The organism is Myxococcus sp. CA039A (assembly GCF_013336645.1).
Classification (GTDB): Bacteria; Myxococcota; Myxococcia; order Myxococcales; family Myxococcaceae; genus Myxococcus; species Myxococcus llanfairpwllgwyngyllgogerychwyrndrobwllllantysiliogogogochensis.
On record NZ_JABUMQ010000237.1, the window covers coordinates 1 to 18,170 of the forward strand.

Genomic DNA, 18,170 nt, shown 5'->3' on the forward strand with positions numbered 1-18,170 from the left:
GCTTTGAGGTGTCCACGGTGAAGGCGTGGGTCGTGGAATCGGGGCCGGTCCGCTTGAAGGCGTCCGTGCAGTACGCGTTGACCAGATGGAGCCCATCCGACAGCGCCGCCGAGGGCGTGAACTTCCACTCGCCCGTGCTGGCGATGACCGGATGCTGGTCCTGGGGCAGGCCATCCAGGCGCACCGTGAGGACGCATTGCTGCGGGGCCGTGCCGACGATGAGCGGCGTCGGCGAGTTCACGAGCGCGGCATTCGCGGGGGTCCGCAGCTCGGGCTTGCCCGGGGGCTCCAGGTCGAGCGTGAAGGCGCGTGTGATGCGAGGCCCCTCGTTGCCGGCGAGGTCCATCGCCTGCACCAGCATGTCGTGCCGCCCGTTGGCGAGGCCCTGGGGAGGCACATAGAACCAGTTCCCCGCGCCATCCACGGTGACACCCGGGAGGGTGGTGCCATCCAGGGTGATGAAGATGGTGCTGTCCGCCTCCGCCGTCCCTTCGATTCGAGGGGTGGGAGTGGTGAGTGTCGCGTTCTGGGCGGGCACGGAGACCACCGTGGTGGGAGGCGTCGTATCCACGCGGAAGGACCTCGAGGAGGACGGGTCTCCCGTGTTCCCGGCGAGGTCGGTGGCTTGGACCTGAACGTCGTGTCTCGCCTGGCTCAGCCCCGCCACGGGGGCGAACGTCCAGGCACCGGTGCTCGACGCCGTCACGGCGCCCGCCAATGCGCCGTCGATGAAGATGCTCACCTTGGCGCCCGCCTCGGTGGTTCCGATGAAGTCGGGGCGCGCCTTGCCCACCACGGCATCGGCGGCCGGGCTGGTGAGGATGGGAATCGCCGGGCGGGAGGCATCCACGGTGATCTGGATGGCCACGGAGGGGGCGCTCTCGTTCTTCGCGACGTCGGTGGCGGTGGCCGTCACGGTGTGGGGGCCATCACCCAGCGTGGTGCTCACAGGCACGGCCCACTGTCCGTTGATGTTCGTCACCGCCGTGACGAACACGGCCTCGTTGATGAGGAGCTTCACGGTACTCAGTGGCTCGGCGGTGCCCTCGAAGGCCGTTCCGTTCGCGTTGACCAGGGTGCCCGTCGTGGGTTTCAGGATGGTGGGGGCGCTGGGGTCCGTCACGTCCACGGTGAAGCGGACCTCCGCGGGCGCACTGGTGTTGTTCGCGGGATCCGTGGCGGTGGCTGTCACCAGGTGGGTGCCATGCGGATATTCCACCAGGGTGGGCAGTGACCAGTTCCCGCCGCCATTCACCACGGCGGTGCCGACGAGGTCCCCATCCACGAGGACTCTCACGCTGCTGCGGGGCTCGGCGGTGCCGGAGAAGCCCGTTCCGTCCTCGCCCACCACGATGTCCACGGTCGGCGTCAGGATGACGGGCGCGGCGGGGGGCGTCAGGTCCACGGTGAAGGTGGACGTCGCGGTGGTGCTCGTGTTGTTCAAGGCGTCGGTGGCGATGGCCGTCACCGTATGCGAGCCCGCGCCGAAGCCCGTGCGAATCGCTATCGACCAGGTGCCCTCGGCGGTGGTCTGCGGGGACGCGATGAGGCCGCCGTCGACGCTGACCCGGACGGTGCTCAGTCGCTCGGCCGTGCCCGAGAAGGCCGTGCCCGCGGCGCCCACCACGGTGTCGGGATTGGGGGTCTGAATCACGGGAGCCGCGGGGGCGGTGATGTCCACGGTGAAGGTGGACGTCGCGGTGGCGCTCGTGTTGTTCGACGCGTCGGTGGCGGTGGCGGTCACCGTATGTGCCCCGTCCGTGAAGCCGCCCTGCGTGGGCAGGGACCAGGCGCCGGAGGTATTGGCCTGGGCGGTGCCGACGGGCGCGCCATCCACGCTGACCTTCACCGTGCTGTCCGCCTCGGCGGTACCGGAGAAGCCCGTTCCCGCGGGGCCCACCACCGTGGTGGAGTTCGGCGTCTGGATCACCGGCGCGGTGGGCGCCTCGATGTCCACGGAGAAGTGGCGCTCCGCGACGACGCTCGTGTTGCCCTGCACGTCGGTGGTGGTGGCCGTTACCGTGTGAGGGCCGTGCGTGAAGGTCGTGCTGACGGGCAGGGACCAGGCCCCCAGGCCGTTGGCCTGGACGGTGCCATGCGCGGCGCCATCGACGCTGACCTTGACCGTGCTGTTCGCCTCGGCGGTGCCGGAGATCCCCGTGCCAACGGGGCCCACCACCGCGCCTTCGGTGGGAACCTGGATGACAGGCGCGGAGGGGGCGATGATGTCGACGACGATGCCATGGCTGGCGGTGGCGCTGAGGTTGTTCGCGGCATCGGTGGCGGTGGCCGTCACGGTGTGGGCGCCGTTCGTGAATCCCGTCCGGACGGGCAGGGACCAGGTGCCGGTGCCGGAGGCCTGGATTCCGCCGACGGACTGGCCATCCACGTAGACATTCACCATGCTCAGGTTCTCCGCGGTGCCGGAGAACGAAGTGCCGGCCGGGCCGATGACCGCGCCCTCCGCCGGCGTCTGAATCACGGGCGCGGCGGGAGCGGCGATGTCCACGGTGAAGGTGCTCTCCGCGGTGCTGCTCGTGTTACCGAGCGCGTCGGTGGCGATGGCCGTCACGGTGTGCGTTCCATGGGTGAAGCCAGCCTGGGGCGCGAGCAGCCAGTTCCCACTGGGGCCGGCCTGGGTGGTGCCGACGGGCGCGCCATCCACGCGGACCGTGACGGTGCTCACGTTCTCCGCGGTGCCGGAGAAGCCCGTTCCCGCCGTGCCCACCACGGTGAGGGGGTTGGGGGTCTGAATCACGGGCGCGGCGGGCGGCGTCACGTCCACGACGAAGCTGATGGCCGTGGGGAGACTGGTGTTGTTCGCCGCGTCCGTGGCGGTGGCGGACACCGTGCGAGTGCCGTTGGCGAAGCCCGTGCTGACAGGAAGGGACCATGCCCCGCCGGGGCCGCTCGCCTGGGCGTTGCCGATGGGCACTCCGTCGACGCTGACGCTCACGGTGCTGTTCGCCTCGGCGGTGCCTGAGAAGCCCGTGCCCGCGGGGCCCACCACTGTGTCGGGATTCGGCGTCAGGATGACAGGCGCGGAGGGCGCCGCGGTGTCCACGGTGAAGGTGCGGGTCGCGGCGGGGCCCACGTTGTTGCCAGCATCGGTGGCGGTGACCGTCACGGTGTAGGAGCCGTGCGTGAAGCCCGTCTGCGTGGGCACCGACCAGGCGCCCGTGCCAGTGGCCTGCGGGGTGCCGACGACGGTGGTACCCACGCGGACCGTCACGATGCTGTTGGCCTCCGCGGTGCCGGAGAAGCCCGTTCCAGCGGTGCCCACCACGGCGCCCGAGGCGGGCGTCTGAATCACGGGGGCAGGGGGGGGCGTCTTGTCCACGGCGAAGGTGCGCTGCGCGGTGGGGCTCGTGTTGCCAGCGGCGTCTTTGGCCGTGACGGTCATCGTGTGCGAGCCTTCGGCGAGCGAGGTGTTGTTGGGCAGGGACCAGGCGCCGGTGGTTGCGTGCGCCGTGGTGGTGCCAATGAGAAGGCCGTCCACGAGGACTGTCACGGTGCTCGAGTTCTCGGCGGTTCCGGAGAAGGTCGTGCCGGCGCTGCCCACCACGGTGCCCGCGACGGGTGTCTGAATCAGGGGGACCACGGGCCCCGCCGCGTCCACGGCGAAGGCGTTCTCCGCGGTGGGGCTGATGTTGCCGACGCCGTCGGTGGCGGTGGCCGTCACGGTGTGCGGCCCTTCATCCAGGGAGCTGCTCGCGGGGACCGTCCAGGCACCCGTGGTGGCGTGCGCCGTGGTGGTGCCGACGAAGGCTCCGTCCACGTGGACCGTCACGATGCTGTTTGCCTCGGCGGTGCCGGAGAAGTCCGTTCCAGCGGCGCCCACCACGGCGCCCGAAGCGGGCGTCTGAATCACGGGGACGGCGGGGGGCGTCTTGTCCACGGTGAAAGTGCGCTGCGCTGCGGGGCTCGTATTGCCAGCGGCGTCTTGGGCCGTGACGGTCATCGTGCGGGAGCCCTCGTCGAGCGAGGTGTTGTTCGGCAGGGACCAGACACCGGTGGTGGCGTGCGCCGTGGCGGTGCCGATGAGGAGGCCGTCCACGAGGACCGTCACGGTGCTGTTTGCCTCGGCGGTGCCGGAGAAGTCCGTTCCAGTGGCACCCACCACGGTGCTCGCGGCGGGCGTCTGAATCACGGGGACGGCGGGGGGCGTCTTGTCCACGGTGAAGGTGCGCTGCGCGGCGGGGCTCGTGTTGCCAGCGGCGTCTTCGGCCGTGACGGTCATCGTGCGGGAGCCCTCGGCGAGCGAGGTGTTGTTGGGCAGCGACCATGCGCCAGTGGTGGTGTGCGCCGTCGCGGTGCCGATGAGAAGGCCGTCCACGAGGACCGTCACGGTGCTCGAGTTCTCGGCGGTGCCGGAGAAGCCCGTGCCAGCGGTGCCCACGGCGGCGCCCGAAGCGGGTGTCTGAATCACGGGGGCGTCAGGCGCCGCCGCGTCCACGGTGAAGGCGTTCTCCGTGGTGGGGCTGATGTTGCCGGCGGCGTCGGTGGCGGTGGCGGTCACGGTGTGCGGCCCTGCTCCCTGGGAGCTGCTCGCGGGCACCGTCCAGGCACCGGTGGTGGCGTGCGCCGTGGCGGTGCCGACGAAATTGCCATCCAGATGGACCGTGACGGTGCTCGAGTTCTCGGCGGTGCCCGAGAAGTTCGTTCCAGTGGCGCCCACCACGGCGCCCGAAGCGGGCGTCTGAATCACGGGGACGGCGGGCGGCGTCTTGTCCACGGTGAAGGTGCGCTGCGCGGTGGGGCTCGTATTGCCAGCGGCGTCTTTGGCCGTGACGGTCATCGTGCGGGAGCCCTCGGCGAGCGAGGTGTTGTTGGGCAGCGACCATGCGCCAGTGGTGGTGTGCGCCGTCGCGGTGCCGATGAGGAGGCCGTCCACGAGGACTGTCACGGTGCTCGAGTTCTCGGCGGTGCCCGAGAAGTCTGTTCCGGCGCTGCCCACCCGTGCGGCGTTGATCGGCGTCTGAATCACCGGTGCGACGGGGGGCGTCTTGTCAACGGAGAAGGTGCGCTGCGCTGCGGGGCTCGTATTGCCAGTGGCGTCTTTGGCCGTGACGGTCATCGTGCGGGAGCCTTCGGCGAGCGAGGTGTTGTTGGGCAGCGACCAGGCGCCAGTGGTGGTGTGCGCCGTCGCGGTGCCGATGAGGAGGCCGTCCACGAGGACCGTCACGGTGCTCGAGTTCTCCGCGGTGCCAGAGAAGCCTGTCCCGGCGCTGCCCACCCGTGCGGCGTCGATCGGCGTCTCAATCACCGGTGCGAGAGGCGGCGTCGTGTCCACGGTGAAGTGGCGCTCGGCGACGGGGCTCGTGTTGTCGTCGGCGTCGGTAGCGGTCGCGGTCAGCGTGCGCGCCCCCTCGGTGAGCGGGGTGCTCGGCAGGAAGGACCACTCGCCGGCGGGGCTCGCATCGATGGTGGCGTAGGGGACGCCATCCAGCAGGAGGTCCACCCGGCTATCGGGTTCGGCGGTGCCCGAGAAGTCGGTGCCGCCGGTGCCCACCAATTCCCCTTCGGTCGGCGTCAGAATCACGGGCGCGAGCGGGGGCGCGAAGGCTTCCACGGTGAAATAGACGGGGTCGCTCGACAGGCTGCTCAGCCCTTCGAACTCGGCGTGCGCGGTGAGCGAGTAGACGCCGTCATCGAGGTCCGTTGGCACACGGACCGAGAAGTCTCCAGCGTCGCCCACCGGCGTGGCGGGAAACTCCCACTCCGGCGTGGCGGGGCGCTCGATGTTGCCCATGCGCAGGAAGACGGTGGCGCCGGGATCTCCCGTGCCCGTGACGACCGGCGTCGGAGCCGTCAGCGCCTGGCCGTCGCCGGGCGTGGTGATGACCGGCGTCCTCGGAATGACGAGCGCGTGCTCCACCAGCGTGACATCACCCGGTTCACCCACGCTCGTCCCCACATCGCCGGAGACGCTCTCTCCGCCCGTCACGCGGACGGGACAGCCCGTCAGGCTGCCTGCCTGGAGCAGCACCTTGCCACCCGCTCCAGGGCCAAATCCCTCCTGGGCGCCAAAGGACTCCGCGGGAACCCCGGGCCCGCCCTGGGCCATCAGCGCTTCGCACTCGGCGCTCTCCACCAGCCGCGCGGAGATGCTTCCTCCCTCGCCACCGCCCTCGGTGCCCAGGTCCCATGGCAACGCCTGGCCATTGGCTTCGATGCGGCCCGCGCCCGTGAGCTTGCGCGCCCGGAAGAAGACGACGCCGCCATCACCCAGGGGCTGCTGACGCAACAGCGCGCCGCTCGCGGTGATTATGCCGCCGTTGTGCAGCGTGCCGGAGGCCAGGAAGGCCACCACGCCACCAGAGGTGCCATTCCAGCTCCGGGCCTTCAGCTCCCCGGTCGGATGGATGGTGACGCTCGTGTACTCAGGCACGCGGATGACCTGCGTGGACAGGGGCACGAAGTCATTCAGCACGGGACGGGTCAGCGTCAGCACGGCTCCCCGCACCCGCGCCACTCGCGCCAGCTCCCAGACTCCCCCCGGGCTCTGCTCCCGGGGGCCAAAGGTGAACGTGGCCACGGACGAGGACCGCACGGGGCCGACGCCCAGCGTCTGCAACACCATCACCAGGTCACCGGCGACGAAGCCCTCGGGGGCGTCGACCTGAAGCTCGTGGTCCCCCTTGCTCAAGGGCGACGTCACCGCGGCATAGCTGTTGATGACCCGGCTCTCATGGGCCTGGACGGTCAGCGTCTCATCACGCCCCGCGCCGAGCCCGAAGACATCCGCCTCCGCGAACGCGGGAAGCGCGACCAGCGCCAGGGCGCAGGTCAAAAGGTGCATCCATCCCGATGATTTCATGGCGAGGCTTCCTGAGTGGTCGGCAGCATGAGGAGGAGCTCAACCCGGCGGTTTCGCTCCCGGCCCTCGGGGGTGCTGTTGCTTTGAGCGGGATGCTCCGGGCCGTAGCTCCGGAGCCGCAGCTTGTTGGGGGACACCCCGTGTTCCACGAGGTAGCGCCACACGGCCTCGGCGCGGCTTCGGCCCAGGCGTGGATTGAACGTCTCCGCGGTCGAGTCATCCGTATGACCGTCGACCGTCATCATCTTCACCGCGGGATTCGTGAGCAGCATCTCCACGGCGCGGTCCAGGTCCGCGGACTCGGCGGGCAGCTCCGTGCTGCCACTGCGGAAGTACACCTTGCCCTCGAGCACGAAGCGGTCCCTCGACACGTTCGCGATGGGCGACATCTCCCCGGGGTTCGGAATCATTGAACCCTGGCTGCTCTGGAACTCGCTCGCGCGCCTCGTCGGGATGGGCAGGGGCACGGACTCGTGGACGATGCTCGTGTCCGAGTCCGGTCGCGAGTCCTCCCCCAGCATGTACGAGAAGGACACGCCCGCGAGCAGCCGGAAGAGAGGGACGCCCGGCTCCGCGCCGAAGCCCAGGCCGCCGAGCGCGAACAGCTCCACGCCGTCCCGGGGCGCATAGCGCCCGCCTCCCAACAGCTCCACCGCGCCGCGTGCCTGCTTCCAGGAGAGGCCCGCGTTGAGCGCCAGCTCCGCCCGCAACGGCGAGCCCACCGTCATCAACCCCGCGCCAATCCGAAGCTCACTCCCCAGCTCACGTGACTCCAGCGTGGGGACCTGGATGACCGCGGTGGGGCGCACCAGCATGCCCAGCTCGAAGGACGGAGCGAAGCGGGTGCCCAGCCTTCCTCCCACCATCACCTTCGCGAGGAGGCTCGTCTCCGCTTCGCGCGCCAGCGCTCCCTGCGTTCCCATGGGGAGGAAGACCCCCACCTCCGCGGCCAGGTCCACGGAGTCGTCCTCCTCCGTGCGCAAGAGCCCCACGCGGGCACCCACTCGCGGCGCGCCGACGCCATGGCGCGTGGGGGCGATGACCCCTTGCGACGTCAGGTCATCTCCCTCTCGCTGGGTCAGCACGGGCAGCCGGACGTCCAACTGGAGCCGGGAACTCAGGCCCCAGCCCATGACGAACACCGCCGTCGAGCGACTGCGCAACAGGGGCATGTTCTCCCCCTTGGCGTTCAAGGTCAGCGGCTCGTGTTGATAGTGACCGAGCACCATCACCCGCAGCTCGCCGTCGCGCAGCACGGTGCCGCCGCCCGTCGCCAGCGGGCCGGGGCCTGGATTCACCTCCAGGCGCTCCAGGGCGAATGCTGGAAGGGACGCTGGCTCCTGGGCGCGAGCCACCTGCGCCAGCAGCAAGGCCGCCAGAGTCCATCTTCGCTGCCACCTGGCGCGCCAACCGCTCATCCGCATCCCATGGCACGTGACAGACAAGGGGTTCATGCGGGAGACAGCCCGCGGACACGTGCCGGGTTGAGGCCGAGAGCAAGGCACGTACCAAGGCCGCTGCGTCGCAAGCACCCCAGGCGAGGCCTCGTCATGCGTGCCGGTGGAACGCGGTTGCGTCCTCGCGGACCGCAAGCGAGGCGCAGGGCGGCGGGTTTCGGGGCCAGGGGCCCGGCTTCGGGCTGGCACGGAACGGGCAAGTGCTCGCGGACGCATGGCCTTCCAGGAACGACTCGCGCTGTCCCTCACGCTGACCCAGGGCGGGCAGACCTTCGTCATTCCCGGCGGACAGGTGGAGGCCTTCTCCGTCCAGCTCCTGCCGCACGGCTTCACCGCCTCGGTGCGCTTCTGGACCGGACTGGAGAAGGATGACGCGGCGCTCTTCACCGCGTTCTCCACCCAGGACCTCCTGGACGTGAAGCTCTCCATCATCAAGGGGGGCTACCCTGTTCCGAAGACGCCGCCGGAGCCGCTCACCCTCCATGGGCTGGCGCGTGCCCGGGGGATGGAAGCTCGGACGCACGGCCCGGTGGAGGGCGCGCCGGTGCGCTTCCGGCGCTACACGGTGGAGTTCGAGGACGCCGCCCGGGTGCTCTGGCGCCAGCACCGTCCCACCGAGCTGCGCACGGACACCACCCTGGCGGCCCTGCTGACGGAGCACACGGCGGGGGCCTTCGCGCTGGACTGTGACTGGGACGTGCTCGACGAGAAGCGGCCCCTCATCTGTCTCGCGCTGGGAGAGGACGCGCCGGGCGTGGGCTTCCATGACTTCGTCGCGTGGCTTGCGGCGAGCCGGGGCGGCGTGTGGACCTATGACAGCGTGAAGGACCGTTATGCGCTCCTGGGCCGCAAGGCGCCCGTGGGCACGGCCGCGCCCCTGTCACGCGAGAAGGTGGAGCGGGTGGAGGTGGTGATGCCGGCCGTGCCCAGGCACGCGGCTCGGGTCCTCAATGTCTCCGCGCTCAAGCCCTCCACGCTGGATGTCCCGGCGACCGTGGGAGTCGTGGGGCTCCATCAGGACCATCTGGTGCGCACGCCCATCGTCTCCCAGGTGGAGCAGCGGCAGACGCTGGAGGTCTCCCGCCTGCGCGTCCCCCAACGACGGATGCGACTCACGTTCCGCCACTACCCCACCGTCGCGGTGAATCCCGGCGCGGGGATTCGACTGGAGGGCGTGCTGTGGGGCAGCGCGGCCGTGGGGATGGGGGAGGACCTGCGCTCCGTGGAGCTGAAGCTGGAGGCTCGGACGCTCAACGAGGGGCCTCACGCGGGGCTTCAGACTCAGGACGCGGGCTTCACGGTGGAGATGTCGCTCCTGGTGGAGCGCACGACGGACACCACGGTGACGCTGCCGGTGCATCGGACGCCGCGATATCCCATCCACGTCGAGGGCAAGGTGCTCAGCCCTGGAGGCGGGGAGAAGGACCGCATCTATCTGCTGTCGGAGGACAAGAAGACCTCGGTGCTCACGTGGCGGGTGACGGTGCCGCTGTGGAACAAGGCGGTGAGCGTGCCGGCCGAGCCGGGCTTCTTCCCCGGACACTTCTACTTCCCGCCGTACAAGAACGCGCGCGTGCTGGTCGCGCTGCACTTCGACCGGGCGGAACTGCATCGTCACCTCGACTGGGCTGACGCCGCGCGGCTTCCCCAGGCAGGGCAGGGGGACGGAATCCTGCTGGGGAAGAACGACACCAGTCAGACGTCCATCGTCCACGACTACCAGGACATGAAGCCCGTGTGGCACCTGCGCCGGGTCTCCGGTCCGGACACCGAGACGGTGCGCATGGCCGAGGGCGTGATGATGTTCCGCACGAAGGAGGAGCCCGGCGCCGCCGCCGCCGAGTCCACCTACGATGTCTCGCCGCAAGTCGAGACGGCGCGCGCGGACCTCACGGCGGGCGTGAGCGGGGCCATGGGCGAGACGACCGCCGCGTACAAGACGGCGGCCGGTGCCTCTCAAGCGAAGCTGGACGGCGCCACGGCGGAGATGCAGGCGAAGCTGGAGGCCGCACAGGCGGCGGTGAACGCGAAGGTGGCCGAGACGCGGGCCGCGCTCAACGGTGCCCTGTCGGGACTCAACGGGAGCACCGCTCCGCTGGATGGCGCCGCGGCCGAGGCACGCGTGGCGCTGGAGCGACTCAAGTGACGCGCGAGGACCTGTCGCCCGGGCACGGCCCATGGGCGCGAGTGACGTGGGGCCTCCATGCGTGGGCCCGGAGCCGAAGGGAGGTCGAACCGTGAAGGCATTGCTGGGGACGCTGACGGAGCTTCGAGGCGACCTGGAGTCGTGCGGGGCGGGCTGCACGGCGCGCGTGGGCTCCTCGCGCACGGCCGTCGAGTCCGTGGGAAATGGCATCGATGCCCTCATCACGTCGATTCGTCCCGAGCTGGAGCCCGTGCTCGCGGCGCTCCTGGGGCGCATCGACGCGCTCGACGCGAAGCTGGCGTCGCGAAAGGACGACGCGGACGCGGCCACGCTGCGCGCGGAGTTGTCCCCCCTGCGCACCCAGGTGGATGGCGCTTCCGTATCGATGGCGTCGTCGTTGGCCGCGCTGGAGGGGAGCGTGGGCTCGCCACTGCGTTCGAGCCGCGAGGGCGCGGCGACGTCGCTGGGCACGCTCGAGTCGACGATGTCCGGGCAGGTCGAGTCCCTGCTCTCGCAGGTGGAGACGGTGGAGAAGGCCGTCGTGCCCGCGCAGGCCCAGGTGGAAGGCATCATCACCCAGGCGAGCGAGGCGCTGGATGCCCTGGTGAAAGGCGCGGTCGCCGCCGTCGCCGCCATCCGCGAGCCGCTGCAACAGGCGGTCAACACCGCGCTCGCGACGCTGGAGTCCGTCCTCACGCAATTGGCCACGGTGAAGGAGCAGGTGCTGTCGCTCTTCACTCCGCTGCCCGCGGTGCTGGAGCAACTCCAGACGCTGTATCAGACGCTCGTCGGCTCGCTGGAGGCGCTGCTCACGCGCGTGAGTACGCTGTTGGATGCGATTCCGGCGGCGAACCTCCCCAAGCCGCTCGTGACTCCGGCGGTGCAGTCCATCCAGCAGGTGGTGACGCAAATCACCACGCAGCTCGGCACGTTCTCCTCGCAGATGGCGACGCAGATGCAGTCGCTCCAGGAGCAGGTGCTCACCCAGGTGGACACGGTGCGGACCCAGGCGCTCCAACAGGTGGACACGCTCCAGCAGCAGCTCGTGCAGCAGGTCGACTCGCTGAAGCAGGCCGTTCTCTCACAGGTGCAGCCCGCGAGCGCGCAGATGGATGCCGCGGTGTCCGCCGCCGTCACGCAGGTGGGGACCGCGAGGGACCAGGCCGTCGCGCAAGTCTCGGCCATCCAGGACCAGATGGCTGCTCAGGTGGAGGCGGTGAAGTCCCAGGTGAAGGCGCGGCTCCCTGCGCTGGAGCAACAGGTCGACGCCGGGGCCCAGGCCGCCCAGGCTCAGATGGAGGCCGCGGGCGCTTCCGCCGAGGAGCAGGTCACCACGGCGCGCACGGGTTTGAAGTCCCAGGTGGATGGCGTGGCGGGCACCGTCGGTGCGTCGCTCGACTCACTGGAGGCGCGGATGGCGCTGCCGCCACCTCCCGTGACACCAGGGCCCGGAGGCCCGCTCCGGGCGTGAGTCGCTGTCAATCCGTCGGGTGATTCCGAGACAAGGGGTTGTCGCGGACATGCGACAACTCGCACGAATCCAGGCTCGTAGTCGTTCGAGAGACACTTCTCGACGGAGCCTGGTCGGATGTTCCAGGACCCTGGGCGTTACAACTCCCCGAACAGGTTGGCCAGGAAGTTACCGACGGGCACGCGCGGGGGCATCACCCGGGTGTCGTAGATCTTCACCTCGCCCGCGGAGGCGAAGTAGTCGGTGGCGACCAACGCGCCGCCGACGCGCACGGGGTTGGGGACTGGGATGATGTTGAACGTGCCCGGGGTCTCCAGGGCGACCGTCGCCGCCCCGTTCCACTGCTTCAGTTCGATGGCGGGCGGCGCGCTCGCCTGGGTGCGCAGGCCGTCGACGTTGAAGACATACCCGGTGTTCACGACGCGGACGGCGGGGTCCTTGATGTCCATCCCGGCGGAGGGGATGACTTGAATCATCGGCTCGATGGTGTCGATTCCCTCCGGGCTGTTCTTCATGCGCCGCTGCAAGTGGTCCAGGCAGACCTCCACTCCGATGCAGACCTCGTTGATGTCCTCGTGGGCATCGCCGAGCCGGAAGATGCAGCCACCCTGCAAGGAGTTGGTGGACCACTCGTCGCGGTTCTGGCTTCGGGTAGGGGCCTGGGACAAGGCGTCGTGAGAGCCCAGGGTGGGCACCGTGGTGCGGTACTTGTTGACGGAGCCGAGCAGGCTCATTCCGCGCGTGTCAACGTGTCCGATGCGAGCCCAGGCGGCATCGAAGGTCGTCGTCGTCTCGTTGATGTAGTCGATGCCGGAGACGTATTCCTTGTAGACGAGCCGCTCGTGCTTTCCATCCGGGTTCAGGAAGCCCCCTTGTTGGATGAGCGCGATGTTGAAGACCTCGACGCCCGTCTTCCTGTTGGGCACCACGGGGTCCATCACATCCATGTACCCGATGATGGTCCCGAGGACGAACAGCCAGTTCCTGAACCGGTCCGGCCGCGCATTGAACGACCACTTGCGGAAGTCCTTGAGCACGTCGGCGATGAGCTCCAACGGGTAGCCGCCGCGGACGCCCCGGAAGAAGAACTCCGGCATCACGAACACCTTGAGCGTGGTGGCGTCCATGTCCGTGTGCGGACTGTTGGCCGCCGCCAGGATGGCGTTCTTCACGTAGGAGCACCGGTTCGTCAGGTCGGTGCGGTCGTTCGCGTGGCCCTTGTACGCCTGGGTCCCCTTGCCGGCCACGACACGGTGTGGAGGGCCAGGGAAGAGCTTGTGCGTCCCGTTCCAGATACGCCCAGGGGCGCCCGGGTTCTTCGCGTTGTAGCCAAGCTGGTGGTGATAGCCGATGAACTGAACGTCGTCGTAGCTCATGGGGTCTGCTCGAAGTGAGGGGCTTCGGTGGGGCTGCGCCCCGCACGACGGCACGGGACGCCTTTGGACTACTTCCCGGCGGAGGGGGCCTCGATTTTCGGGCCCTCCACCTTGGGCGGCTCGACCTTGGGCGGTTCCACTTTCGGGGGTTCGACCTTGGACCCCTCGCCCTTGGGGGCGCGCTTCTTCTTCGGAGCGTCCGTGCGGATGCGGCTCTCTTCCAGCTCGATATCCACGCGCCCCGGAATGGGCGTGTCCAGCAGCACCTGCCAGGCCCCGTCCGGCGTGGTGAAGAGGAAGGAGATGGCCAGCGGCGACTCCTCCGGAATCTTCACCTTCGTCTGCGTCTTCTCGCCGGGATAGACGACGAGCGTCTGCACCACCGAGTCATCCGGGTGGACCACGCGCTCGGCCACGTCGGCGTAGAACTCCGTCATGTATCGCTGCGAATCCACCGCGCGCACCAGCATGTGCATCGGCCGTCCCTGGTTCGTCCCGGGCGGCGACTTCACGTTGATGGTTAGGTGCGTCGGCGCGCAGGCCACCGTGCCCAGCGCGAGCGCCAGCATCACCAGCCACGGCCCCTTCGTCGCGCTCATCGCGTCACCTCCTGGAACAGCGTCCACGGCCCACCGCGCATGCCGAAGCGCAAGCGGATCTCCGAGTGCTCCGAGCCATCCGGACCCGGCAGCGGCCAGATGGCGTTGTGCTCGGCGTCGAACGTGGCGGAATCCAGGATGCGGAAGCAGTTCCACGACGAGCGCGACAACTCCGTGGAGCGATACCGCTTGCCCTCGCGCCCCGGCACCCGCAGCTCGACACCCACCGAGGCCGACCGGGGCTCCCACCACGCCAGCGCGAAGTCCTGCCACGCGGGCGTCTGGTTGAAGCCGAAGGCCGCCGCCGCGCCGCACTTCAGGAAGGACATGGTGACGAAGCCGTTCTCGCCCGACGGCGGCAGCGGCAGCGGACGCACCTGGAGCATCAGCGGCTGGGGCTTGCCCTCGTCATTCCAGAGCAGCTTCGCCAGCTTCGAAAGCCGCCCGAGCATCGCCAGCATTCGCGGCGGGACGGAGAGCTGCTGACGCAGCGCCCGGCGCAGCATCCACTCCGTGCCGCGCTCCTCCACCACCGGCGACAGCACCTGGTTGACGAACTGCCAGAAGGCGCCGTCCTTGCGCTTGAGCACCTCCAGCTCCGTGGGGTCCAGCTCCTGGCTCGCCTCCACGGCGAACGGATAGCGCCGCAAGAGGGGCGTGAGCAGCGTCCGGAAGCGCCACTCCCACTGCTCCTCCAGCACGCGCTCCAGCTCGGCCCGGCCCAGCTCTCGCGTCATCAGGAAGGGCTCGCGGAACGGCCGGCGCAGCTCCCCGAGGATGCCCTGCTTGTCCAGCCACGCATCCACGCGGCGCAGGTAGGAGCCTTCATCGTCCAGCAGCATCGACAGGCCCACGCGGCCCAGCGGCGAGAGCAGGTCCGTGAGCTGCCGGCCGCCTTCCTCCGTCGACGCGGGCACTTCCTCGCCCCCGGCGCGCAGCGACGCGGGAACGACCACGCGCTCTCCCAGCACCGGCGCCGCGTTGAAGCCCGACACCTCCGTGTGCAGCTGCGACACCAACAAGAGATAGGCGGCGAGCTGCGCCGTCTGGCCGTCCTTGTCCGGCGTCATGAGCTGCACGATGGGCCGGAACGCGGACAGCTCCTGCCGGAGCGGCTCGTAGTACGGGCCCTCCATGGGGCCGATGCCCGCCCCCGTGGCGACCTCGCGCAGCATCGACACCAGCTCCGACGTCGGCTGCGTCACCGCCGACAGCTCCGAGGCCAGCGACGTCGTCAACGCGGTGAAACGGTAGTCGCGGTACTTCACCAGGAGGTCCTGGCGGTAGCGCTGTCCGAAGTTGGAGACCTTCTTCAGCACATAGCCCTGGCGCTGCGCGGCCTCCGCCCGCGACAGCTTCGAGTCCGTCATGCGGATGGTGAACTCGTCCACCAGCGGCCGGATGTCCGTCTCGAAGGTCAGCCACTCCGAGCCATGGCGCGAGGGCAGGGTGTCCACCCGGCCCATGTCCATCGCGTCCTCCATGGACATGCCCATCCCCATCTCCGACGCGGACGCCACCGCGCCCGCCGGCAGGCGCACCGTCTGCCTTTGGAACGGCCGCTGGCCCTGCTCCATCTGCCGCAGCAGCTTGTCCAGCAGCACGCGGGACAGCTCCTTCGGGCGGAACTCGAAGGACTGCTGCAGCACCCGCACCTCCAGGCGCGCATCCCCGTTGGTGGGCACGAAGAGGCCCCCGGTGCGCGTCAGCAGCTCCGCGGTGGACATCTCCGCGGCCGCCTTCAGGCCCGCGTCGATCTCCTCCTCCATGCGCAGCACTGCGGCCAGCATCGGCTCGTGCTCGCGGTGCCAGTCAATCGAGTCGAGCGTGCTCTCCACGCCCTTGAGCGTCGCCTGGCTCTCCGGCGCGCCCGACGCGTCCAGCAGCGCGAGCATCTTGCGCGCGGACGTGTACGCGACGCTCTGGGCCAGGGTTATCTGGAGTCGCTTGCGCTCACTGGTCAGCACCCGCCACTGCTCCAGGTCCAGCTCGCTGGCGCCCATCACCAGCTGAAGCCGCTGGAGGTGGTCACGCCACGGGCCCAGGTAGCTTTCCTCCGTCAACCACTCGTAGGGCCAGCGCATCCACGGCAACTGACCCTGCGCCTGCATCCCCGCGCGCCACGCCTGGTCGCTGGAGATGATGTAGTCGCCCACCACCTCCTCGCGCAGCTTGGTGGCCTGCATCCAGTTGGATTCCTTCGCGGCGGCGTGCGTCCCGATGAAGCCCAGGGAGTCCGCGGCCCAGTTCCAGCGCTTGCGGTACTGCACGTCCAGTCCGGACAGGATGAAGCGGCCCATGTCGTCGCCGCGAGAGGCGCGCGTCACCGCCATGACGTGCAGCATCTGCTCCGGGCGGCACAGCGTCTCACGCTCGCAGCGCTCGTCCGAGTGCGTCGGCGCCCAGCGCGAGCGGTTGCCCACCAGCTCCGCCGGCGCGCAGCCGGGGATGAGCGTGCCGCAGCGCTGGCACTGCTCCTGGCAGCTCTCCAACAGCGGCTTGAGGTACGAGAGCCGGACGGTGTTGGCGAGCTGATCTCTCAGCACCTCCTGCTCGTCGAGGAAGCTGTGGCTCAAGAGCGGGAAGTAGCGCGCCGCGGCCAGCAGCGTGTCCATGGACTGCATCGCGCCCTGACCCTTGTCCACCACGACTTCGCCCGACGCCGTCAGGTGCTGCTGCCCCAGCCGCTGCACCGTCGCCTCGAAGTCCTCCATGTGCCGCTGGGCTTCCTCCAGCTTCTTGTAGAAGTTCCCGTAGGCCCCGAGCACCGGCAGACAGCCCACCGCGAGCAGCAGCGCGCAGCGGCTCAGGTGCTTGCCGCGGTAGCGCGCGCGCAGCTCGATGTTTCGCTTCTCCGGGGCGATGGCGAACACGCCCGTGGAGCGCGCCTCCGGCATGGGCGACGACAGGTACACCCGCGACAGCTCCGGGCGATACGACAGCGTGCCGCCTTCCCACAGCCCGGTGACGAAGCGCGAGAGCGCCGCGAAGGACTCGCCACCGCGCGCGTAGAACTCCTCCAGCCGGCTGAAGGCCTCCACCGACAGCGACACGAGCCCGAGCGCGAAGTACTGCTCCATCGGCTGGAGCCCCGCGGCCAGCTTCGCCTCCTCACCCGGCGGCGGCACGTCCCAGTGCAGGGGAATGCCATGGCTGCGCAAGAGCTGGGCGAAGTCCGGGAAGCCCACCATCGCATCCATGTGCGTCAGGCACAGCCGCGTCTCCACGGCGCCCTTGCACACCTCGGAGAGCAGGTTGATCTTCCCGCGCACCAGCTGGATGACCCGGCGCACTTCGTCCGGCGGAGTCTCCGCCAGCCAGCGTGCGTCCAGCGCGATGGCGACCCGGCCCTTCTGCCGTCGGAAGCTCGCCTCCCACAGGCGCCGCAGCGCGCGGCGCGCCTCCTGGGTGTCATCCTCCAGCAGGGACGCGGAGACCTCCTGCACGATTTTGTCGGGCCCGAGGAAGATTTGGAGCAGCGGGTCCGAGGTGAAGCTGGGCATGAACTGACGCTCCTGCCGCCGCCAGTCCACCTCCAGGTCGATGAGCGTCGTCTTGCCGGCGCCCGCCGGGCCGAACACCACCACCGTGGGGAAGTCCATCACCGCCACGCGGTAGCGCCACGGCAGCGCGCTCAGGAACTGCTTGCGGATGCGCACCAGCGCGTTCGCGTCCAGCTTCCTGCGCGGCTCCACCTGCGGCGCGGCGCGGCGCCGCTTGCGCCACCACCACACCAGCCCCACGACGAGGGCCACGGCGAGCAGCACCGCCAGACCTATCAACACCCAGGTCAGATAGGGCTTCGCTGCTTCCACCGTCGCAGGACTCGCGTTCGCCGCAGCGCTCGCGGCCGCGGCGATAGGGGTCTTCTCGCCCGCCATGACTCAATCCCTCTTCCCGCCCGCTTTCGCGCGGGCCGCGAGCTGGAGTCCTTCAAGGACGTCCTCCAGTCGCTCCAATGTCGCCTCCAGTTGCACGCCCCATGCCTCCCGCTCCTTCGGGGAGAGCCGGGCGCCGCCAGGGCCGGGTTCCAGGGCACGGGCCCCCTCACGAAGCACGTCCAGCAGGGGGCGGGTGCCCTCCGCGAGGCTTCCCAGGGACGAAGTGACGACCTGCTCCAGCCGCTCCACCAGCTCGGCCATGGCCTTCCGGGACGCGCTCGCGTCCATTCGTGACGCGGGGGGCGGCGGATTCATGGGGTGGCTCTCAGTTGGACAGGTGCCAGAGCAGCACGGGGACCGCGACGATGATGGACATCGTCACGGCGTAGTAGCGCCAGGGGAAGTCGTAGAGGGTGGGCG

The 18,170-nt window shown here is 69.7% G+C and carries 8 protein-coding genes; 2 read left to right on the plus strand and 6 right to left on the minus strand.

Features of this window, described 5'->3' with window-relative positions:
- The coding region (locus tag HR086_RS32075) for an Ig-like domain-containing protein (protein WP_217442033.1) at window positions 1-6,820 on the minus strand (6,820 nt) is incomplete at its 3' end.
- Window positions 6,817-8,190, minus strand: coding sequence for an OmpA family protein (locus HR086_RS32080; RefSeq protein WP_141642926.1), 1,374 nt, complete (start codon window positions 8,188-8,190; stop codon window positions 6,817-6,819). The genes HR086_RS32080 and HR086_RS32075, both read right to left, overlap by 4 nt.
- 301 nt (window positions 8,191-8,491) lie before the next feature.
- Here HR086_RS32080 and HR086_RS32085 point away from each other — a divergent pair, with 301 nt between their 5' ends.
- Window positions 8,492-10,423: a hypothetical protein gene (locus HR086_RS32085; RefSeq protein ID WP_174467540.1), complete on the plus strand. Its 1,932-nt coding sequence runs from the start codon at window positions 8,492-8,494 to the stop codon at window positions 10,421-10,423.
- 91 nt (window positions 10,424-10,514) lie between these two features.
- Window positions 10,515-11,894 carry a hypothetical protein gene (locus HR086_RS32090; protein ID WP_174467541.1) on the plus strand — a complete coding sequence of 460 codons (1,380 nt, stop codon included), beginning with the start codon at window positions 10,515-10,517 and terminating at the stop codon, window positions 11,892-11,894.
- A gap of 137 nt (window positions 11,895-12,031) precedes the next feature.
- Here the strand turns inward: HR086_RS32090 and HR086_RS32095 are convergent, their stop codons facing one another.
- The 4 genes from HR086_RS32095 to HR086_RS32110 all read right to left on the minus strand — a co-directional run bounded on the left by HR086_RS32095 (window position 12,032) and on the right by HR086_RS32110 (window position 18,065).
- Entirely contained in the window at window positions 12,032-13,270 is a 1,239-nt protein-coding gene (locus HR086_RS32095; protein ID WP_174461946.1) for a hypothetical protein, read from the minus strand.
- Between the two features lie 68 nt (window positions 13,271-13,338).
- Window positions 13,339-13,869 (minus strand): hypothetical protein, encoded by a 531-nt coding sequence (locus HR086_RS32100; protein WP_141642930.1) that lies wholly within the window; start codon window positions 13,867-13,869, stop codon window positions 13,339-13,341.
- Window positions 13,866-17,750, minus strand: a complete 3,885-nt coding sequence (locus HR086_RS32105) for a type VI secretion IcmF C-terminal domain-containing protein (RefSeq protein ID WP_141642931.1) — start codon at window positions 17,748-17,750, stop codon at window positions 13,866-13,868. Before HR086_RS32105 ends, HR086_RS32100 begins: the two co-directional genes overlap by 4 nt.
- Before the next feature lie 3 nt (window positions 17,751-17,753).
- Window positions 17,754-18,065: a hypothetical protein gene (locus tag HR086_RS32110; protein WP_246137192.1), complete on the minus strand. Its 312-nt coding sequence runs from the start codon at window positions 18,063-18,065 to the stop codon at window positions 17,754-17,756.
- Window positions 18,066-18,170 lie beyond the last annotated feature (105 nt).